At 77.3% G+C, this 19107-nt stretch carries 23 protein-coding genes; 20 read left to right on the forward strand and 3 right to left on the reverse strand.

Features of this window, described 5'->3' with window-relative positions; all coding sequences use genetic code 11:
* Window positions 1–51 precede the first annotated feature (51 nt).
* Genes ACI79B_RS01365 through ACI79B_RS01390 form a run of 6 tightly spaced genes read left to right on the forward strand, consistent with a single transcriptional unit; the run spans window position 52 to window position 6373 of the window.
* Complete coding sequence (locus ACI79B_RS01365; protein WP_456926316.1) at window positions 52–1062, forward strand: Gfo/Idh/MocA family protein; 1011 nt, start codon at window positions 52–54, stop codon at window positions 1060–1062.
* The gene (locus ACI79B_RS01370) at window positions 1059–2033 is read left to right on the forward strand and encodes an MBL fold metallo-hydrolase (protein WP_456926317.1); all 975 of its coding nucleotides are present in this window, start codon (window positions 1059–1061) and stop codon (window positions 2031–2033) included. Before ACI79B_RS01365 ends, ACI79B_RS01370 begins: the two co-directional genes overlap by 4 nt.
* Window positions 2030–3508 (forward strand): YcaO-like family protein, encoded by a 1479-nt coding sequence (locus ACI79B_RS01375; protein WP_456926319.1) that lies wholly within the window; start codon window positions 2030–2032, stop codon window positions 3506–3508. The genes ACI79B_RS01370 and ACI79B_RS01375 overlap by 4 nt, the downstream gene beginning before the upstream one ends.
* The gene (locus ACI79B_RS01380; protein ID WP_456926320.1) at window positions 3505–4338 is read left to right on the forward strand and encodes a sugar phosphate isomerase/epimerase family protein; all 834 of its coding nucleotides are present in this window, start codon (window positions 3505–3507) and stop codon (window positions 4336–4338) included. Before ACI79B_RS01375 ends, ACI79B_RS01380 begins: the two co-directional genes overlap by 4 nt.
* On the forward strand, window positions 4335–5543 hold the full coding sequence (locus tag ACI79B_RS01385; RefSeq protein ID WP_456926321.1) for a glycosyltransferase family 4 protein: 1209 nt from the start codon (window positions 4335–4337) through the stop codon (window positions 5541–5543). Before ACI79B_RS01380 ends, ACI79B_RS01385 begins: the two co-directional genes overlap by 4 nt.
* Window positions 5544–5545: 2 nt before the next feature.
* Window positions 5546–6373: a PIG-L deacetylase family protein gene (locus ACI79B_RS01390; protein ID WP_456926323.1), complete on the forward strand. Its 828-nt coding sequence runs from the start codon at window positions 5546–5548 to the stop codon at window positions 6371–6373.
* On the opposite strand, the gene ACI79B_RS01395 is transcribed toward ACI79B_RS01390, so the two are convergent.
* Window positions 6366–6644, reverse strand: coding sequence for a DUF1905 domain-containing protein (locus ACI79B_RS01395; RefSeq protein WP_456926325.1), 279 nt, complete (start codon window positions 6642–6644; stop codon window positions 6366–6368). The genes ACI79B_RS01390 and ACI79B_RS01395 overlap by 8 nt on opposite strands.
* A 133-nt stretch (window positions 6645–6777) precedes the next feature.
* Between ACI79B_RS01395 and ACI79B_RS01400 the strand changes: the two genes are divergently transcribed.
* The 7 genes from ACI79B_RS01400 to ACI79B_RS01430 all read left to right on the forward strand — a co-directional run bounded on the left by ACI79B_RS01400 (window position 6778) and on the right by ACI79B_RS01430 (window position 12226).
* The gene (locus ACI79B_RS01400; RefSeq protein WP_456926326.1) at window positions 6778–7026 is read left to right on the forward strand and encodes a glutaredoxin family protein; all 249 of its coding nucleotides are present in this window, start codon (window positions 6778–6780) and stop codon (window positions 7024–7026) included.
* A gap of 141 nt (window positions 7027–7167) precedes the next feature.
* Complete coding sequence (locus ACI79B_RS01405) at window positions 7168–7992, forward strand: VOC family protein (RefSeq protein WP_456926328.1); 825 nt, start codon at window positions 7168–7170, stop codon at window positions 7990–7992.
* A 105-nt stretch (window positions 7993–8097) separates the two neighbouring features.
* Window positions 8098–8928 carry an SDR family oxidoreductase gene (locus ACI79B_RS01410; protein ID WP_456926329.1) on the forward strand — a complete coding sequence of 277 codons (831 nt, stop codon included), beginning with the start codon at window positions 8098–8100 and terminating at the stop codon, window positions 8926–8928.
* Complete coding sequence (gene nhaA / locus ACI79B_RS01415) at window positions 8925–10868, forward strand: Na+/H+ antiporter NhaA (protein ID WP_456926331.1); 1944 nt, start codon at window positions 8925–8927, stop codon at window positions 10866–10868. Before ACI79B_RS01410 ends, nhaA begins: the two co-directional genes overlap by 4 nt.
* On the forward strand, window positions 10865–11506 hold the full coding sequence (locus ACI79B_RS01420) for an SDR family NAD(P)-dependent oxidoreductase (RefSeq protein ID WP_456926332.1): 642 nt from the start codon (window positions 10865–10867) through the stop codon (window positions 11504–11506). Before nhaA ends, ACI79B_RS01420 begins: the two co-directional genes overlap by 4 nt.
* A 58-nt stretch (window positions 11507–11564) precedes the next feature.
* On the forward strand, window positions 11565–11837 hold the full coding sequence (locus ACI79B_RS01425; RefSeq protein WP_456926333.1) for a DUF1905 domain-containing protein: 273 nt from the start codon (window positions 11565–11567) through the stop codon (window positions 11835–11837).
* Window positions 11834–12226 carry a DUF1761 domain-containing protein gene (locus ACI79B_RS01430; protein WP_456926334.1) on the forward strand — a complete coding sequence of 131 codons (393 nt, stop codon included), beginning with the start codon at window positions 11834–11836 and terminating at the stop codon, window positions 12224–12226. Before ACI79B_RS01425 ends, ACI79B_RS01430 begins: the two co-directional genes overlap by 4 nt.
* 61 nt (window positions 12227–12287) lie before the next feature.
* On the opposite strand, the gene ACI79B_RS01435 is transcribed toward ACI79B_RS01430, so the two are convergent.
* Complete coding sequence (locus ACI79B_RS01435; RefSeq protein ID WP_456926335.1) at window positions 12288–13253, reverse strand: helix-turn-helix domain-containing protein; 966 nt, start codon at window positions 13251–13253, stop codon at window positions 12288–12290.
* Window positions 13254–13505: 252 nt separating this feature from the next.
* Here ACI79B_RS01435 and ACI79B_RS01440 point away from each other — a divergent pair, with 252 nt between their 5' ends.
* From ACI79B_RS01440 to ACI79B_RS01470, 7 genes are all read left to right on the forward strand, one after another.
* The gene (locus ACI79B_RS01440; protein ID WP_456926336.1) at window positions 13506–14345 is read left to right on the forward strand and encodes an alpha/beta hydrolase; all 840 of its coding nucleotides are present in this window, start codon (window positions 13506–13508) and stop codon (window positions 14343–14345) included.
* Window positions 14346–14469: 124 nt separating this feature from the next.
* Window positions 14470–15807: a PRC-barrel domain-containing protein gene (locus ACI79B_RS01445; RefSeq protein WP_456926338.1), complete on the forward strand. Its 1338-nt coding sequence runs from the start codon at window positions 14470–14472 to the stop codon at window positions 15805–15807.
* Window positions 15808–15950: 143 nt separating this feature from the next.
* Window positions 15951–16196: a hypothetical protein gene (locus ACI79B_RS01450; protein ID WP_456926340.1), complete on the forward strand. Its 246-nt coding sequence runs from the start codon at window positions 15951–15953 to the stop codon at window positions 16194–16196.
* Between the two features lie 81 nt (window positions 16197–16277).
* A complete protein-coding gene (dhaK, locus tag ACI79B_RS01455; protein ID WP_456926342.1) occupies window positions 16278–17276 on the forward strand; it encodes a dihydroxyacetone kinase subunit DhaK in 999 nt (332 codons plus the stop codon).
* Between the two features lie 2 nt (window positions 17277–17278).
* Complete coding sequence (gene dhaL / locus ACI79B_RS01460) at window positions 17279–17911, forward strand: dihydroxyacetone kinase subunit DhaL (protein ID WP_456926343.1); 633 nt, start codon at window positions 17279–17281, stop codon at window positions 17909–17911.
* Complete coding sequence (gene dhaM / locus ACI79B_RS01465; RefSeq protein ID WP_456926344.1) at window positions 17908–18315, forward strand: dihydroxyacetone kinase phosphoryl donor subunit DhaM; 408 nt, start codon at window positions 17908–17910, stop codon at window positions 18313–18315. The genes dhaL and dhaM overlap by 4 nt, the downstream gene beginning before the upstream one ends.
* Window positions 18316–18376: 61 nt before the next feature.
* Entirely contained in the window at window positions 18377–18712 is a 336-nt protein-coding gene (locus ACI79B_RS01470; RefSeq protein WP_456926345.1) for a hypothetical protein, read from the forward strand.
* A gap of 15 nt (window positions 18713–18727) precedes the next feature.
* Here the strand turns inward: ACI79B_RS01470 and ACI79B_RS01475 are convergent, their stop codons facing one another.
* Complete coding sequence (locus ACI79B_RS01475) at window positions 18728–19027, reverse strand: hypothetical protein (protein WP_456926346.1); 300 nt, start codon at window positions 19025–19027, stop codon at window positions 18728–18730.
* Window positions 19028–19107: the final 80 nt, after the last annotated feature.

Raw genomic sequence — 19107 nt, forward strand, 5'->3', positions numbered from 1 at the left:
GCGGGCGCTGATGGCCACGAGACCGCCGATCTCGTGCCGTGGGGGTGCGGGGTGAGCGTCGGGTGGGGCGTCGCCGGCTGCGGGTGGGTGGCCCGCGACCACGCGCTGCCCGGGCTGCTCGCCGTCGACGGCGCCCGGGTGGTGGCGCTGCACGACCTCGACCCGGCCGCGATGGACCGGATGCCGGTCGAGGGTGCCCGGCGGACGACCGACCTCGCGGAGTTCCTCGCCACCCCCGGCCTGGACGCCGTCTACGTCGCGGTGCCGAACGCCGGGCACCGGCCGCTGGTCGAGGCGGCGGCCGCGGCCGGGAAGGCGGTGCTGTGCGAGAAGCCGCTGGCCGCCGACGCCGGCGACGCGCAGGCGCTGGTGGCGGCGTGCGCGCGGGCCGGCGTGCTCCTCGGCACCGCCTACGACCAGCGCTGGCACCCCGCGCACGTGCGGCTGCGCGAGCTGGTGCCCGAGCTCGGCACGGTCACCGCGGTCCGGATCGTCTACTGCTGCTGGCTGCCCGGGGACTGGACGCCCGACGGCCGCCCGCACGACAACTGGCGGGTCGACCCGGCCCGCGCCGGCGGCGGCGCCGCGATCGACCTCGCCCCGCACGGCCTGGACCTGGTCGGCACACTGCTCGGCGAGGACGTCACCTCGCTGTCGGCGCTGCTGCAGACCCGCGTGCACGACTACGGCGTCGACGACGGCGCGCTGCTCACCGGGACCACCGACGGCGGCGTGCTGGTGAGCCTGCACGTCGCGTTCAACACCCCCGACGCGCTCCCCCGCCGCCGCCTGGAGGTGGTCGGCACCCGGGGCATGGCGGTCGCCGTCGACACGATGGGCCAGACGGCGGGAGGCTCGCTCACGCTGTACCGCCCCGACCCGGTGGACGTGCCGTTCCCCGACACCCCGCCGTTCGGCGACCCCTTCACCGCGCAGTTCGCCGCCTTCACCGCCGCGGTCGCGGGCCGCGCCCCGGCGACGACGGCCTGGCCGTACGACCCCACCCGCGACCTCGCCCTGCACCGCCTGCTCCTCGCCGCTCTCCCCGGAGGGAAACCGTGAGCTCGCCCGACGTCCCCGGCGCCATCGACCGGGCCACCGACCCCGCCGCCGAGGACGGCGCGCGGCACGTGTCCAGCCAGGCTCGTCAGGGAGGTGTCGACACCAACCCCTACCGCGGCCTGCTGCCCGACCTGCCCGCCTACGCCTGCACCAACTGCGGGCACTGGCAGCGCTGGCCGGCCCCGGGGCCCGCCGTGTGCCCGGTCTGCGCCGACGTGCGCAACGCACTGCCCGAGCACGGCTTCGAGTTCGTCACCGACAAGCAGGCCGACGAGCTGGTCACCGGCTTCTGGCGGCCGGCGCCGGTCGACGGCGTCACCGAGTTCGGCACCGAGCCGCGCTTCGGGCTGGACAGCCGCGGCTGGGTGATCGAGACCGACATCGGGCTGGTCGGCTTCGAGTGCGCGCCCTGGTACACCGCCGACATGCTCGCCGAGCTGCGCCGGATGGCCGCCGGGAAGGGCGGCTTCCCGGTGCTGGCGTCGTCGCACGTGCACGGCTACGGGGCGCTGTGGCAGCTGCAGCGGGAGCTCGAGCCGCGGGTGGTGTGCGTCAACGTGCACGACCTCGTCTGGACCAAGGCCTTCCGGGTCACCTGGCCGGCCGACGACGTCCTGGCGCTGGCCCCCGACCTCACGCTGCACCGCACCGGCGGGCACTTCCCCGGACACTCGGTGCTGCACGACTCCCGCCGCGGGGTCCTGTTCTGCGGCGACTCGCTCAAGGTCGACCTCTCCCCCGACGGCGACCCGGTCGCCCTCTCCGCGCACAAGGCGTTCCACGCGCAGATCCCGCTGTCGCACGGGGAGCTGCGGGCGATGCTCGCCGTCGTCGCGGAGCTGGACTTCGAGGTGGTCGCGACGCCGTTCGAGATGGTCCCCGGGGTCACCACCGACCACGTCGTCCACCTGGTGCAGCGGCTGCTGTCCGGGCCGCCGGATGCCGCGCCCGTCCCGCTGGACGAGCTGTGACGGCGGTCGGCACGACGCCGTCGCAGCGGTACCGCGACAGCTTCCCGGTCCCGGTCGAGGACTTCGCGATCGAGGGCATCGACGTCCTCGACGTGCCGCTGCACTCGGCGGTGCTGCCGCCCTCGGAGCTGCACCCGGGCGGCAGCGGGCTCGGCTACGGCGCCACCCGCGAGGAGGCCCGCACCGGCGCGATGGGCGAGATGGCCGAGATGGCGCTGTCGCTGCGGGCGCACCAGGGCGTCCCCCGCGAGGAGGGTTCCCACGCGGAGATGACCCGCCGGCACGGCCGCGACCGCGTGGCCGACCCGCGCACCCTCTGCCTCGAGGCCGGCAGCGCATACGACGACGACCGGCCGCTGCAGTGGCTGCCGATGAGCCGCCTGCGCGACGGCGAGCGGGTGCTGGTGCCGGCCGAGCTGGTGGCGTCGGCGCCCGACGACCTGCCCGGCGCCCCGCCGCCCGGCGGCTGGCTGACCACGGTGATCACCAACGGGCAGGGCGCGGCGTTCGACGCCGACCGGGCGGTCACCCACGCGCTGCTGGAGGTGCTGCAGCGCGACGGCAACGCCACCGCGTTCCGCGCGATGGACCGCGGCGTCGTCGTCGACCTCGCCGGGCTCACCGACCCCGACGCGCGGGCGCTGCTCGACCGGCTCGACGCCGCGGGCATCGACGTGACGGTCAAGCTCGCCTCCACCGACTTCGGCGTCGTCGACGTGTACGCGGTCGGCTGCTCCCGCGACGGCTCGGAGCCGGTGCCGATCATGGCGACGGCGTGCGGGGAGGCGGCGCACCCCGACCGGGACACCGCCGTCCGCAAGGCGCTGCACGAGTTCGCCTCGGCGCGCAGCCGGAAGGCGTTCATGCACGGGCCGTTCGACGTCGTCCTGCCGGCGACGCCGCCGGGCTATCTGGAGCACTGGCGCACCGGGCACCCGCCGGAGCGGCTGGTCGAGGAGGACCGTGCGCTGCAGGCGATGCTCGCCTGGACGCGGATGGGCACGGCCGCGCTGGTCGACCTGCTGCAGGACACCGTGCTGTCCCGCCGGTCCACCGTGGCGCTGGCCGACCTGCCCGCCTGGTCCGGGGACGACCTGCACGCGCACGTCACCGGCGCGGTGCAGGCCGCCGGGCACGACGTGCTGGTGGAGCTGCAGCCCTCGGCCGGTGACGCGGTCGCGGCGAAGGTGCTGGTGACCGGCCTGGAGGTCGAGACGATGTCCTACGGCCGGATCGGCGAGCGCGGGGTGCGCCGGCTGCGGGAGCGGGACGACCCGCTGGTGGCCGTCGGTGCCGACCCGGGCGGCTGGGCGCGGGTGCACCTGACCGCCGGCGCCGAGGAGCGCCTGGGCGGGCCGGCCTGGTTCGACCGCGCCGGCGCCGACCGGCGGGTGGGCGCCCTCTACGCGCTGTACCGGGAGCCGGGCCGGCACGTCGTCGCGGAGGTCCTGGCGTCAGAGGCAGGAGCGCGGTGAGCCTGCGGTACGCGTACAACACCAACGGGCTGACCTCGCACCGGCTGTCGGACGCGCTGCCCTTCCTCGCCGACTGCGGCTACGCCGGGGTGGCGCTCACCCTCGACGTCGTCCACCTCGACCCGTTCGCCCCGGACGCGTTCGCCCAGGCCGAGAAGGCGCGGGCGCGGTGTGACGAGCTCGGGCTGGGCGTGGTGGTGGAGACCGGCGCCCGGTTCCTGCTCGACCCGCGGGCCAAGCACGAGCCGACGCTGGTCACCGCCTCCGCCGAGGGGCGGGCGCGGCGGCTGGCCTACCTGCGGCTGGCCTGCGACCTCGCCGAGGTGCTGGGCGCGGAGGCGGTGAGCTTCTGGGCCGGCGTGCCGAGGCCGGGCGTGGACCGCGACGCCGCGTGGGGTTGGGTGGTCGACGGCGTCCGCGCGCTGGTCGACAGCCACGGCGGCCGCTCCTACGCGCTCGCCGTCGAGCCGGAGCCCGGGATGCTCGTCGAGGACTGCGACGGCTGGGCGCGGCTGGCCGCCGAGGCGCCGGGCATCACGCTGGCGCTGGACACCGGGCACTGCGTCGTCGCCGGGGCGTACGCGCCGGAGGAGGCGGTGACCCGGTTCGCGCCGTCCCTGGGCACGGTCGCCGTCGAGGGGATGCGCCGCGGCGTGCACGACCACCTGCCGCTGGACGAGGGCGACGTCGACCTGCCGGCGGTGCTGCGCGCGCTGCGGGAGGCGTCGTTCGGCCGGCTGGTGACGCTGGAGCTGTCCCGCGACGGGCACCGCGCGCACGAGATGGTGCCGCGCTCGATCGAGACGCTGAGGAGGGCCGAGCAGGCGTGAGGATCTGCTTCGTCAGCCGCCGCTACTGGCCCGCGGTGAGCGGGATGAGCGTCTACGCGGAGAACCTGCTGCGCGAGCTGGTCGCGCTCGGCCACGAGGTGGTGCTGGTCAGCCAGTACCGCGACGACGAGGCCGGCACCCGCGTCTACGGCGGCGGCCCGCCCCCGCCGGACCGCGTGCCCGCCGGGGTGGAGGTGCACGCGCTGCCCAGCCGCGGCGAGACCGTCGTCCCGGCCGACTGGGAGGGCGACGTCGAGGAGATCGTGCGCACCGTCGTCGGCCTGCACGCGCAGCGCCCGTTCGACGTGCTGCACGCCCAGTACGGCTACCCGCCGGGGCTGGCGGTGCTGGCCGCCGCCCGGGAGACCGGGCTGCCGGCGGTGGTGAGCATCCAGGGCGGCGACGGGCACTGGGTCGGCACCTGCTGCGCCACGCACGCGCACGCCATGCGCGCCGTCGTCGACTCCTCGAGCGCGGTGCTCATCGGCAGCGCCAGCTTCCGCGACGAGGTGGTCGGCAACCTGGGCAGCGACCCGGCGCGGTTCACGATCGTCCCGGGCGCCACCGACACCCGCCGGTTCGCCCCGGCCGAGCGGCCGCTGGGCGCGCTGCAGGACCCGCCGGTGCTGCTGTTCCACGGCCGCGTCGACCGCCGCAAGGGCGTGCTCGACCTGCTGGAGGCGCTGCCCGACGGCGTCCGGCTGGTCGTCTCCGGCATCGGCCCCGACCTGGACGAGGCCCGCGCCCGCGCCGACGGGCGGACGACGTTCCTCGGCTACGTCCCGCCCGGCGAGGCGCCCGCGGTCTACCGCTCGGCCGACGTCTTCGTCAGCCCCACCTACAGCGAGGGGTTCTCCAACACGCTGCTCGAGGCGATGGCCAGCGGGCTGCCCACGGTAAGCACCGACTCGGTCGGCGTCGTCGACTGCCTGCGCGACGGCGGGAACGGGCTGCTGCACGCGCCGGGCGACGTCGCCGGGCTGCGGGCCGCGCTGGACCGGCTGCTGTCCGACGCCGCGCTGCGGCAGCGGCTGGCGGCGACGGCGCTGCAGGAGGTGCGCCGGCTGTACTCGTGGCCGGTGCTGGCCGCCTCGATCGACGACGTCTACCGCTCCGTGGCCGGGTCGGCGCCGTCCGCGGACTGGACGATGCCGCCGGCGGTCGACCTCTCCTGCCGGTTCCGCGGCGCGGCGCACCTGCTGTGAGGGTGACCGCGGTCAGCCCGCACCTCGACGACGCCGCGTTCTCCGTGGGCGGCACCCTCGCCGCGCTGGCCGACGCCGGGCACGAGGTCACCGTGGTCACCTGCTTCACCCGCAGCGTGCCCGGCCCCGAGGGCTTCGCGCTGGCCTGCCAGCTGGACAAGGGCCTGTCGGCCGACGTCGACTACATGGCCCTGCGGCGGGACGAGGACGCCGCCGCGATGGCCGTGCTCGGCGCCACGCCGCTGCACCTGGGCCTGGCCGAGGCGCCACACCGCGGCTACCACAGCGCGGCCGACCTGTTCACCGGCGTGCACGAGGACGACGACGCGTGGCTGGACGTGCGGGCCGCGCTGACCGGCCTGCCCGGCGACCTGTGGCTGGCCCCGCAGGCGCTGGGCGGGCACGTCGACCACCTGCAGGTGCTGCGTGCCGTCGCCGGGACCGGCCGGCCGGTGCTGTGGTGGCGCGACTCGCCGTACGTGCTGCGCTCTCCGGACGCCGTCCCCGGCCCCGACCTGCCCCCCGGGCTGACCCCGCTGGAGCTCCCGCAGGACCTCGGCCGGCGGGCCGACGCGTGCGCCCGCTACGCCACCCAGCTCGGCTTCCAGTTCGGCGGCGCGGACGCGATGCGCACCGCGCTGGCCGGCCTGCCGGAGGTGCTGCTCGCCGGCGCCGAGACCCGGGATCTCGCCCCCGGGGTGGTGTCCCCCGCCAGCTCGTGCTCTGCCCCCGATCGTGGGCAGAGCTCGAAAGCGGGAGGCGGACAGGTGTCCGGCGCTCGCTCGTGCTCTGCCCACGACTGTGGGCAGAGCACGACTGCGCTCAGGTGAACCGCTGCTCCAGGTGGACCGAGACCTCCTGGCCCGCCGCGTCCTTGCCGATCGCCCGGCACAGCGCCTTCCGCAGCGGCAGCCAGTGCGGCCCCTCCCCGGACGGCATGCACGTGGCGGTGAAGGGGTGGCCGTCGATCGTGCCGCCCACCTTCACCGCCTTGCGGGTGCCGAACAGCTCGGCCGAGCCGGGGACGGTGAGGTAGGTGAGGAACGCGCCGTCCTTCTCGATCGGCGCGGTGAACGTGGTCGCGAGGTCCTCGGGGGTCATGCCGGTCAGACCGGGGCGGACCTCCGGACTCATCGCCGGGCCGACGCACCGGGAACCCCGTTGCCCCACCGGCCGCCGCCCTGGGACCGTGGCGGCCCGGGGACCCAGCGACGCCCCGAGAGCGGAGTCCGCCATGACCGACGAGGCCGTCACCGTCTACTACAAGCCGGGGTGCCCCTACAGCACCGCGCTGCGGGCCAGGATGACCGCCACCCGGCTCCCCCACCGCGCGGTCCGGTTCGCCGACGACCCGGAGGCGGCCGCCGAGGTCCGGGCACGCCACCCGCAGGGCTGGGAGGTCTCGCCCACCGTCGTCGTCGGCGGCCGGTACCTGACCAACCCGAGCCTGCGCGAGGTCCGCCAGGCGATGGCCGGGCGCTGACGGCGCTCGCGCCGCCCCGGGACCGTCCGCGGGCGCCGCTGCGCTCCGCGCCACCCCGATCCCGGTGGGAGGAGCCGGCATGACCCCGGTGAGCGCGCAGGTCCACCTCGACGCGGCGCCCGGTGCGGACCGGAGGCCGTCGTGATCCGCACCTACCCGCACGGCGTGACCTGCTGGATCGACACCGAGCAGCCCGACCCGGCCGCCGCGGCCGCCTTCTACGGCGCCCTCTTCGGCTGGGAGTTCACCGACGCGGTGCCGCCGGGCGCGCCCGGCTCCTACCTCGTCGCGACGCTGGACGGGCAGGACGTTGCCGCCGTCGCGCCCGGCGACGGCCCACCGGCCTGGAACACCTACGTCGCGGTCGACGACGCCGACGCGACCGCCGCCGCGGTGCCCGGGCTGGGCGGCACGGTGCTCTCCGGCCCCGAGGACGCCGGGCCGGGCGGGCGGACGGCGACCTGCGTGGACCCGCAGGGGGCGGCGTTCCGGCTGTGGCGGGCCCGCCGGCGCCCGGGCGCCCAGCTCACCAACGTGCCGGGCACCTGGAACTTCTCCGACCTGCACACCTCCGACCGCGCGGCCGCGATGGCCTTCTACCGGCCGCTGTTCGGCTGGCGCGACGTCGACATGGCCCAGGACGCCGGCACGATGCTGCAGGTCCCCGGCTACGGCGACCACCTGGCCGCGACCGTCGACCCGGGCATCCACGAGCGGCAGGCGTCCGCGCCGCCCGGCTTCGCCGACGTCATCGGCGGCCTGCTGGTCACCGGCGACGAGCCGCCGCACTGGCACGTCGTGGTCACCGTCGCCGACCGGGACGGGTCCGCGGCCACCGCCGAGCGGCTCGGCGCCACCGTGCTGCGCACCGCCGAGGACACCTGGACCCGCACCGCCCTGCTGCGCGACCCGCAGGGCGCCGAGCTCACCGTCAGCCAGTTCACCCCGCCGGACGGCGACTGGTGACGTCCGCGCCCGGCCGGCTCCGCGACCTCGACGAGCGCATCGACCGGGACGCCCCTCGCCCGGCATGATCGGCGGGTCCCCCCGCTGACCTCCGAGAGGGGAACCGTGTCCGCACCTCCCCGCACAGTCCCGGCCTCGCGGCCGGCCCCGGGCGCGCTCGACGGCAGGGTCGCCGTCGTCACCGGCGCCAGCAGCGGCATCGGCGCCGCGACGGCGCGCTCGCTGGTGGCCGCCGGCTGCCGGGTCGCGCTCCTGGGCCGCCGCGGCGACCGCCTGCAGGCCGTCGCCGACGGCACCGCCGACCCCGCCCGCACCCTCGCCGTCGCCGCCGACGTCTCCGACGGGCTCGACCTCGCCGACGCCCTCGACGCCCTGCACGACCGGTTCGGCCCCGCCGACCTGGTCGTGGCCGGGGCCGGCGTGCTCACCGGCGCGCCGTTCGAGGACGGCGTGCCCGCCGAGTGGATCGAGATGATCGACGTCAACCTCGGCGGCATCCTGCGCACCGCGCAGACCTTCGCCCGCGACCTGCTGGCCACCGCCGAGACCGGCCGCCCGGCCGACCTGTTCCTCATCGGCGCGCTCGCCGGCCAGGTGCGCTTCCCCGGCTACGCCGTCTACTCGGCGGTCGAGGCCGCGGTCGCCCAGCTGGCCCGGGCGCTGCGCGCCGAGTACGGCCGCCGCGGCGTGCGCGTGCACGTCGTCGCCCCCGGCCTCACCGACACCGACCTCGGCTCCGAGATCAGCCACGACGGCACCGCGCGCGGCTGGGCCGAGCACCGCGAGGTCGTCGTCCCGATGGACCCCGACGACGTCGCGCGCACCGTGCTGTTCGGCGCCGGCCTGCCGCCGCGGGTCAACGTCGCCGAGCTGCTGGTGCTGCCCACCCGCCAGGACCCCTACCTGCCCACGCGGCGCGGGACGGGGGTCCGGTGAGGGGCACCCCGCGGGGCGAGCTGGAGCGGCCCTCGGCGCTCGGCCGCGTGCTCCGGCTGGCCGACTCCGACGCCGCGGCCGCTGCCGTGCTGCTGGCCGCGACGCTGGTGGCGCTGGTGTGGGCCAACGTGCCGGGCTCCACCTACGAGGAGACCTGGCACACGCCGTTCGCCGTCAGCCTGGGCGACACGGTCCTCGAGATGGACCTGCGGCACTGGGTCAACGACGCGCTGATGGCGCTGTTCTTCTGCCTGATCAGCCTCGAGGTCAAGCGGGACCTGGTGCTCGGCGAGTTCCGCGACACCCGCCGCATCCGCATCCCGGTCGTCGCCGCGCTGGCCGGCCTGGTCGTGCCCGCCCTGGTCTTCCTCGCGGTGACCGGGCTCAGCGACCAGCCCGGCGAGGCGCGCGCCGCCTGGGGCGTCGTGATCTCCACCGACACCGCGTTCGTGCTCGGCCTGCTGGCGGTCGTCGGCCGGGCGGTGCCGGTCAACCTGCGCGCGTTCGTGCTCGCGCTGTCGGTGGTCGACGACGTCGGCGCGCTGGCGGTCATCGCCGTCGCCTACACCGAGGACCTCACCCTGCTGCCGCTGGCGGTGGCCGCCGTCGGGCTGGCCGCGGTCGTCTGGCTGCGGCGGATGCGGGTCTGGCGCGGCGGGGCCTACCTGCTGGTCGCGGTGCCGGTCTGGCTCGGCGTGCTGGCCTCCGGCGTGCACCCGACGGTGGCCGGCGTCGCGATCGGCCTGCTGCTGCCGGTGTACCCGCCCAGCGCGGACGAGGTCGACGCCGCCGAGGCCGCGGCCCGGGACTACGGGCGGACGCCGACCTCCAGCGGGGCGCACCGGGCGGTGCTCAGCCTGACCCGGTCGGTGTCGATCAACGAGCGCGGGCAGCGGCTGTTCCGGCCGTGGGTCAACCTCGCCGTCGTCCCGGTGTTCGCGCTGGCCAACGCCGGGGTGGTGCTCAGCGCCGAGACCCTGTCCGCGGCCGCGACCTCCGGGCTGACCTGGGCGATCGTGATCGGGCTCGTCGTCGGCAAGGTGGTCGGCGTGACCACCGCGTCGCTGGCCGCGGTCCGGCTCGGGATCGGCCGGCTGCCGTCGGGGCTGTTCCCGCGGCACGTGTTCGCCGCCGGCGTGCTCAGCGGGGTCGGCTTCACGATCTCGCTGTTCATCATCGACCTGGCCCTCGACGACGAGGCGCTGGCCGCGCAGGCGCGGATCGGCGTGCTCGGCGCGTCGGTCCTCGCGGCGCTGCTGGCGCTGGCCGCGGTCGCCGTCGTCCGGGCGGTGGACCGGTCCCGGCTGCCCGGCCGGCAGCGGCTGGCCCGGCCGGTGAGCGCCACGCGCGACCACGTCCGCGGCCGGGTCGGCGCGCCGATGGAGCTCGTCGTCTACGCCTCGTTCGTGTTCACCAACGCCGGGCGCACCGCCGAGGTGGTCGACGAGCTGCGGCAGGTCCTCGGCGACGACCTCGTCTTCGTCTACCGCCACCTGCTCACCGACGACCCGGCCTCCGCCCGCGCCGCCGAGGCGGCCGAGGCGGCCGCCGCGCAGTCGCGGTTCTGGCCGATGCACGACGCGCTGGCCGCCCGGGCCGGGCGCCTGGACGACCGGGCGATCCGCCGCTGCGCCGTCGACGCCGGGCTGAACCTCGCCCGGGTCGACGACGCCGTGGCCTCCGGCACGCACGCTGCGCGCGTCCGCGAGGACGACGACGACGCCCGCGCGATGGCCCTGGACGAGCCGCCGCGGTTCTTCGTCAACGGCCAGCTCTACGACGGGCCGCTCGACGTCGGGCCGATGCGGACCGCGCTGGAGCAGACCGCCGGGCGGTCGCGGGTGCGGGCGGCCGCGCCGGCGGACGCGCCGGCCGAGGACGCGCTGCCGGTGCGCTCGCCGGCGGTGCGCGAGACCGCCGACGCGGAGCCGGTGGCGTGACCGCGCCGGGAGGGGTGCGGCCGGTCGCCGGCCGCCGCGCCGTCGTCATCGGGCTGCCGCTGATCGCCGACGCCGTGGTCGCCGAGCTGACCGCGGCGGGGGCGGTGGTCGAGCAGGTCGGCTCCGCGCGCGACGTGCTCGCGGCCGCGGACGGCGTGCGCGAGCGGCTGGGCGGCGTCGACCTGGTGGTGGCCGTGCTGGGCGGCGTCGGTGGCGGCCCGTTCGGGCTGTCGCCGGCCGAGCGCTGGGCGGAGATCATCGAGCAGGGGGCCGGCGACGCGGTGCTGGCGGCGCGCGCGTTCCTCGACGACCTGCTCACCGCGGCGGCCAACGACTCCGCGGCCGACCTGGTGCTGGTCGGGTCGGCCGCGGCGTCGGAGCTGGTGCCCGCGTTCGCCGTGCACGCCGCCACGGCCGCCGGCGCCGCCCAGCTCGCCCGCACGCTGCGGCTGGAGCTCGGCGGCACCCTGGTGCGGGTGCGGCACGTCGCCGTCGGCTGGGTGTCCCCCGCCGCCGCGGCCGACGGCGGGAACGCGCTGCTCCCCGAGGACGTCGCGCAGACCGTGCTGTTCACCCTCACCCTGCCGCCGACGACGAACGTCGCCGAGGTGTCGCTGCTGGCCACCCGCAGCGGCTGAGCGATGAGTGCGGGGGCCGGCGCCGGTCTCCCCTGCACCCGGCATGAGGAGGCGGACGGTGGACGAGCGGTTCAGGGCGACCCTGCGGAAGAGCCCGGCACCCGGTGGGTGGACCCACCTGGTGTGGCCGGAGTCGGTGCGGGTGTTCGGCACCCGCGGGCTGGTCAAGGTGGCCGGGACGATCGACGGCGAGCCGTTCCGCAGCTCCTTCATGGCGCTCGGCGACGGGACGCACGAGCTGCCGGTGGCCGCGGCGATCCGGAAGGCCATCGGGAAGCAGGCCGGCGACGAGGTCGAGGTGCACCTGCTCGAGCGGATCGGGACGCGGTGAGCGGGGTGGCGCCCGGGCGGGTCGCGGCCGCGTCCGCGGCCGCGTTCGTGGCGAGCTCGGCCTGGTACACGGCCTTCGGCGGGCGGCTGGCCCGCCTCGACGAGGCCTACGCGCAGCCCGGCCCGTCCCCGGCGGCCATCGCCCCGGTGGAGCTGGTGCGCAGCGGGGTGGTCGCCGCCGCGGTGTCGGTGCTCGCCGACCGGCTGCCGGCCCGCGGTCCGCGCGCGGCGCTCACGCTCGGCGCCGGGCTGTGGGCGGCGTTCCCGCTGGTGCTGCTCACCGGGTCGGTCGTCCACGAGCGGGTGCCCTGGCAGCAGGCCGCGATCCACGCCGGCGACTGGCTGGTCAAGCTGCTGCTGGTCTCCGCCGTCGTCGGCCGCGACCGCTGAACGGGTGCGCCGGCGCCGCGTCCCGGGGCCCGGGACGCGGCCTCCGCGTACCCGCCCGCGGTCAGCCGGCGGCGGCCCCCGCCCGTGCGCGGTCCCGCCACTCCCGCGGGCTGACGCCGTACCCCGCCCGGAACCGGCGGGCGAAGTAGGAGGCGTCGGTGAAGCCCCAGCGCCGGGCGACCGCGGCGATCGAGCGGTCACCCGGCCCGGCCAGCTCGGCCCGGGCGCCCTCCAGCCGCTGCGCGATGACCTCCTGCTCGAGGCTGAACCCGGCCGCGGCGCAGATCCGGTACAGCTGCCGCACCGACACCGCGTGCGCCCGGGCGATGCGCTCGGCGTCGAGGTCCGGCTCGGTCAGGTGCCGGCGCACGTAGCCGCGCACCCGGGCCGGCAAGGTCTCGCCGAGCACGTCGTCGGCACCGCGGGCACCGTCGGCGGCCGAGGCCAGCAGCGCGCGGGCCAGGTCGACCGTCGCCGACGCCAGCGAGTGCACCAGCGGCTCGGCGGCGAGCAGCGCGACGTCGCGGGTCAACCGGGTGACGTGCGCGCGCACCAGGTCGTAGAGGGGGCTGCGGGCGGCGACCGGCAGGGCCCGCCGCACGGTGTCGATCGGCAGGCCGAGGGAGGCGGCCGGGATGCGCAGCGCCCGGCACACGCCCCGCCCGGACCAGGCGTACGCGTAGGCCGAGGACACCTCGCTGAACGACAGCTCGCCGGCTCCCACCAGCCGGCGGGAGCCGAACTGCTCCTGGCGGGCGGTGCCGGTCTCCTGCACGGCGAGGGAGAGCACCGGCTCCGGGTCGGCGCGCGCGTGGCGGGCGGTGCGCAGCAGGATCACGTCGCCGGTCAGGTCCAGGCGCAGCACCGAGATCCCCGCCAGGTCCCAGCCGTCGAGCCGGGCCCGGGCCGGCGCCGAGGGGGCGAGGAAGCGGATCCGCGAGGACATCGTGGCCTCGAGCAGGTCGGCCACCCGCGCGGGACGGCGGTCGGCGGCAGCGAGGGCGTCGGTGTCGACGAGGGTGGCCATGGGGCCTCCAGGGCCGGCAGCAGGTCGGCGGGCAGGGTCGGCAGGGGGCGGGCGGGTGGGTCGGCACCGTCGCCTCGGCGCCGATCCTGGCCGGGGGCGCGGGCCGGCGGAAGGCAGTCGCCCCGGCGACCTCGGCAGCCTGGGTCCGGCACCGGTCAGGCAGGGCACAGCCGTGGCCGCGGGTGCGCCCCTAGCGTCCGCGGCGTCCGCGGCCCGGTCGGGTGGCCGCACCCCTCTCCCGGAGGCCCCGCCGTGACCGCTGCCGCCCCCGTCCCCGTCGTCTTCGTGCACGGCCTGTGGCTGCACGCCACCAGTTGGACGCCCTGGGTGGAGCTGTTCGCCGCCCGCGGCTACGACCCCGTCGCGCCGGGCTGGCCCGGGGAGCCGGCCACCACCGAGGAGGCGCGGGCCCGGCCCGAGGCGGTCGCCGGCCTGGGCATCGGCGAGGTCACGCAGCACCACGCCGACGTCATCGCGGGGCTGCCCGCGGCGCCCGTGGTGGTGGGCCACTCGTTCGGCGGGCTGGTCGCCCAGAAGCTGCACGGCATGGGCCTGACCCGCGCCTGCGTGGCGCTCTCGCCGGCCCAGTTCCGCGGCAACCTGGTGCTCCCGCCGGTGCAGCTGCGCACGGCGTGGCCGGTGCTGTCCCGTCCCGGCCTGCGCACGGGGACCTGGGCGCACACGCCGGACAGCTGGGCGCGCGGCTTCGCCAGCGCGGTGCCGCGCGAGGAGGCCGACCGCCTCTGGGAGGCCTACGCGATCCCCTCCCCCGCGCGACCGCTGTTCCAGGCGGGGTTCGCCGCGTTCACACCGCGCAGCGAGGCCGCCGTCGAGACCCGGCGGGAGCGCGGGCCGGTGCTGGTCCTGGCCGCCGGGCGCGACCGCACGGTGCCGGCGGCTGCCTCGCGCGCCGCGTACCGGATCCAGCGCCGCCACGGCACGGGCGTCACCGAGTTCGTGGCCTTCCCCGACCGCGGGCACTCGCTGGGCGCGGACTCCGGCTGGGAGGAGGTGGCCGGCACCGTGCTCGCCTTCCTGGCCCGCCACGGCGTCGGCGCGCCGTCCCCCGAGCCGGTGGAGGGGGTGCACTGAGGTCGGGGCCGCCGCCGCGGGCTCCCGTGATCGGCACGGGTGGCGCCGGGACGACCGGGGTAGGGGCGCCCGGACGGCAGCGCCGGGCCACCCTGGCCCGGCCCCGAGAAGTGGGGAGGCGACCATGGCACTGCCCGAACGGGACTCTGTTGTCGACTGGGTCGGCAGGACGGTGGTCGACCGGCACGGCGCGGAGATCGGCACGGTGACGCACCTGCTCGCCGACGAGGACACCGGCCGGCCGGAGTGGTTGTACGCGGACATGGCCGGCACGACGGTCGTCGTCCCGCTGTTCGACGCGACCGGCGAGGGCGACCGGGTGCAGGTGGTGGTCGACCGCGGGCTGGTCGACGGCGCCCCGCGCTTCGGCGAGAGCCGCGAGCTGACCACCGACCAGGAGGCCGCGCTCTACCGCCACTACGGCATCGAGGCGACCACGGAGACCTCCGAGAGCCTGCTGCCGGCGCCCGACGCGGAGCCGCCGGCGACGACCGCCGTGGCGGTGGCGGACGAGGAGGTGGCGCCCCTGCCCACCCCCGACGCCGACGAGGAGCTCCCGCCCCCGCCGCCGGTGGCCCAGCCGGGCGACGAGGACTTCGGCCGCGCCGACCAGCCCGAGAGCCGGTCGCTGACCGCCCGCGCCGGCGGGGCCGCGGGCGGGCTCGCCGCGCTGCTGGCGCTCGGCGGCCTGCTGTTCGCGGTGCTGCGGCGGCGCCGGCAGCCGGCCGCGCCCGTGTCCCGCCGTGCCCGGCGCGGCGCGAAGGCCGCGAAGCGCACCGGGCAGAAGGCCGCCCGGCGGACCGGGCGGAAGGCCGCCCGGCAGGCGCGCGCGGTGCCGGCGGCCGGCCGGGCGCGGGTGGAGCACCTCGTGGCCGCGGCCGCGCCGGTCGTCGCCGACGCCGCCGCGTCGGTGCGGGAGGCCGCCCGGGGCGGAGCGTCCGCGGCCGGGCCCGCCGTGGCCAACGCCGCGCACCTGGTCAGCGAGGCCGCCCGCGGGGTCGGCGAGGCCGCTCGCGGCGGCGCGTCCGCGGCGGGGCCCGTCCTGGCGACCGCCGCCCAGCGCGTCGGCGAGGTGACCCGGACCTCCGCCGCGGCGGCCGCTCCGCTGCTGGCCACCACGGGCCACGCGCTGCAGACCGGCGCCAGCGTCGGCGCGGAGGCCGCGAAGCAGGCCCTCGACGCCCTCCCGGAGCTCACGTCCACGGTGGTCTCCCGGGCGACCGAGGCCGGCGCCGAGATCGGGCAGGCCGCCCTCCGCGCGGCCGCGCGGGTCGGCGGTGCGGTCGAGGCGGTGCCCGAGGAGGTCGCCGAGGTCGGCCACCGCATCCGCAAGCGCGGCCGCCGCGCCGTCCGGCTGACCTCGCTCGGCGCCGGCCTGGGCACCGGCTACGTCGTCGGCGCCCGCTACGGCGACTACGAGCAGATCCAGCGGGCCGCCGCGCGCGTCACCGGCCGGGGCTGACGACGTCCGGGCACTCCTTGTGCCCGGACGATCACTCTCGGCCCCGCCTCACTCGCTGCCGGGACGGCGACGCCCGTCCGTCCCGGCAGCGACGACGCCTCGGTCCACCATCAGCCCTCCCACCAGCACCCGCGGGAGGCACCGTGCACGCCAGGCGCGCCGTCGTCGTCATCACCGGGACCATCGGTCTCGCCGTCCTCTCCCCCGGCGCGGTCGCCTCGGCCACGCCGGGCGGGTGCCAGGCGTTCGGGCAGAACGTGGCCGGGCTTGCACAGTTGCTCGGGTCGGTGTTCGGCGCGACGGCGTCCGGGGTGGCCAGTTCTGCTCCGGGGGCCTTTCGCGCACTGGTCGTGCAACCGGAGCAGGAGATGTTGTGCCTCTCGCGCTGAGCCGCCTCGTTGTGCCACGGATCACATGAGCCCTAGCCTCCGGGGCGGTCCCTGCTCGACTCCCCCGAGGTCAGGTGCACGATGAAGAAGCTCATCAACGACCCCGCCGACGTCGTCTCCGACGCCCTCCGCGGCATGGAGCTGGCCCACCCGGACCTGCTGCGGGTCGACCACGAGAACCGGGTGGTGTTCCGCCGCGACGCGCCCGTGCAGGGCAAGGTCGGCATCGTCTCCGGCGGTGGTTCCGGTCACGAGCCCATGCACGGCGGCTTCGTCGGCCGCGGCATGCTCGACGCCGCCTGCGCCGGGGAGGTCTTCACCTCACCGGTGCCCGACCAGATGCAGGCGGCCACCGCGGGCGTCTACAGCGGCGCGGGCGTCCTGCACATCGTGAAGAACTACACCGGCGACGTCATGAACTTCGAGATGGCCGCCGAGCTGGTCGCCGCCGAGAGCGGCATCGAGGTGGCCACCGTCGTCGTGGACGACGACGTCGCCGTCACCGACAGCCTCTACACCGCCGGCCGCCGCGGCGTGGGCACCACGGTGCTGCTGGAGAAGATCGTCGGCGCCGCTGCCGAGGAGGGCCGGCCGCTGATCGAGGTGGCCGACCTGGCCAAGCGGGTCGACGACGCCGGCCGCAGCATGGGCATGGCGCTCACCTCCTGCACCGTGCCCGCCGCCGGGACACCGACCTTCCAGCTGGGCGACGACGAGATGGAGATCGGCATCGGCATCCACGGCGAGCCCGGCCGGCGCCGGGTGCCGCTGGCTCCCGCCCGCGAGGTCGCCGCGATGCTGGTCGAGCCCATCCTCGCCGACCGGAGGTACACCGACGGCGTCATCTGCTTCGTCAACGGCATGGGCGGCACCCCGCTGATCGAGCTGTACGTCGTCTACGCCGAGGTGGCCGCGATCCTCGAGAAGGCGGGGATCGGGATCGCCCGGTCGCTGGTCGGGCCGTACATGACCAGCCTGGAGATGGCCGGCTGCTCGGTCACCCTCCTGCAGGCCGACGACGAGATGCTGCGGCTGTGGGACGCGCCGGTGGTCACCCCGGGCCTGCGGTGGGGGGCCTGAGCGTGGCGGTGGGCGTGGGCGACCTCACCGCCTGGCTGCGCCGGTTCGCGGAGTCCGTGCACGAGCAGCGGGACCGGCTGACCGCGCTCGACGCCGCCATCGGCGACGCCGACCACGGCGCCAACATGGACCGCGGGATGACCGCCGTCGTCGCCACGCTGGACGAGGCCCCGCCGGCCGACGCCGCGGCGCTGCTCAAGAAGACCGGCGCCACCCTGGTGAGCAAGGTCGGCGGGGCCAGCGGCCCGCTGTACGGGACGCTGTTCCTGCGGATGGCCGGCGCGGCCGGCGGCGGCGACCTCGACGACGCCGCGTTCGCCCGGGCGCTGCGGGCGGGCCTGGACGGTGTGGTCGCCCGCGGCAAGGCCGAGCCCGGCGACAAGACGATGGTCGACGCGCTGGGCCCGGCCTGCGACGCCCTCGACGCCGCGGTGGAGGCGGGCAAGCCGCTGGCCGACGCGCTCACCGCGGCGGCGGACGCGGCGGCGCAGGGCCGGGACGCGACCGTGCCGATGGTCGCCCGCAAGGGCCGGGCCAGCTACCTCGGCGAGCGCAGCGCCGGGCACCAGGACCCGGGGGCGACGTCGACGGCGCTGCTGGTCGAGGCCGCCGCGGCGACCCTGGGACGGTCGTGAGCGTCGGCCTCGTCGTCGTCTCGCACAGCCGGGCGCTGGCCGACGCCGCCGTCGAGCTGGCGCGGCAGATGCTGCCGGGGCGGGAGTTGGCGATCGCCGTCGCGGCGGGCACCGAGGACGGCGGGCTCGGCACCGACGCCGCCGCGGTGGCCGACGCGGTCGGGCAGGCCGACTCCGGCGACGGCGTCGTCGTGCTCATGGACCTCGGCAGCGCGGTGCTCTCGGCCGAGACCGCGCTGGAGTTCCTCGACGACGACGTCCGGTCGCGGGTGACCCTCTCCCCGGCGCCGCTGGTGGAGGGGCTGGTCGGCGCGGTCGTGCTGGCGTCGACCGGCGCCTCCCGCGCGCAGGTCGCCGCCGAGGCCGAGCGCGGGCTGGCGCCCAAGCAGGCGCACCTGGCGTGACGCCTGGGACGCACGGGACGGCGACCTTCCCACGGGGGCGCCGCCGGCCGATGAGCCGGGCATGCGCGCCAGCCACGTCGCCACCGCACTCGCCGCCTTCACCGCCGGCCTGACCGCCGCGTCCGCGCTGCACCGCCGCGCCGGCCGCCCGGCCCCGGCTCCCGCCGTCGACACCGCCGTCGACACCGCCGTCGAGCCGGCCGCGCCGGTCGTCGCGCGGGACGCCGTCGTCCTCCCCTTCCCCCGCCCGGCGCTGCCCGCCGAGCAGGTCCCCGAGGCACCCGCCGCCCGGCCGGCCCGCTGCGGCGACACCGGCGGCGTCACGAAGGCCGGCGCACCGTGCGCCGCCCGCGCCACCAGCGGCGGCCGCTGCCACCACCACCCGCTGGCCGCCTGATCCGCCGCGCTGCGGCTACGCCCTGTCGTCGACCGCGTTGACGTAGCCCTCCCGGCCGATCAGCCGGTAGCAGAGGTACCCGTTCGCGTTGGCGTCGAGGGTGGCGAAGGCTGCCTCGACGTCCGCCACGACCTGCTGCCGCGGCTGGTCCGGGTTCAGGCCCACGAGGACCCTGGTCAGCTGGCGTGCGTCGGCCGGCGTCAGCCCCGCCGAGCAGGTGCCCGCCTGCGGCGGAGCGGCCGTGGCGGGCGCAGCGAGGCCGACGGCGGCGAGCACGCCGGCGGTGACGACGGCAGCGCGGATGGACGGGCGCACGAGGACCTCCGTGGTGTCGCCCGGACCCTCGATGTGATCCGGGTCACTCCTCTTGGGAGACCGGACCGTAGCGTCCGACG

The sequence above is a fragment of the Geodermatophilus sp. SYSU D00879 genome, from assembly GCF_054050375.1.

Bases quoted from the DNA above. Each gene is read 5' to 3' on its own strand.
- ACI79B_RS01395 (WP_456926325.1), bottom strand. From the start codon at position 6,644: ATGACCCCCGAGGACCTCGCGACCACGTTCACCGCGCCGATCGAGAAG.
- ACI79B_RS01400 (WP_456926326.1), top strand. From the start codon at position 6,778: ATGACCGACGAGGCCGTCACCGTCTACTACAAGCCGGGGTGCCCCTAC.
- ACI79B_RS01435 (WP_456926335.1), bottom strand. From the start codon at position 13,253: ATGGCCACCCTCGTCGACACCGACGCCCTCGCTGCCGCCGACCGCCGT.
- ACI79B_RS01445 (WP_456926338.1), top strand. From the start codon at position 14,470: ATGGCACTGCCCGAACGGGACTCTGTTGTCGACTGGGTCGGCAGGACG.
- dhaK (WP_456926342.1), top strand. From the start codon at position 16,278: ATGAAGAAGCTCATCAACGACCCCGCCGACGTCGTCTCCGACGCCCTC.
- ACI79B_RS01470 (WP_456926345.1), top strand. From the start codon at position 18,377: ATGCGCGCCAGCCACGTCGCCACCGCACTCGCCGCCTTCACCGCCGGC.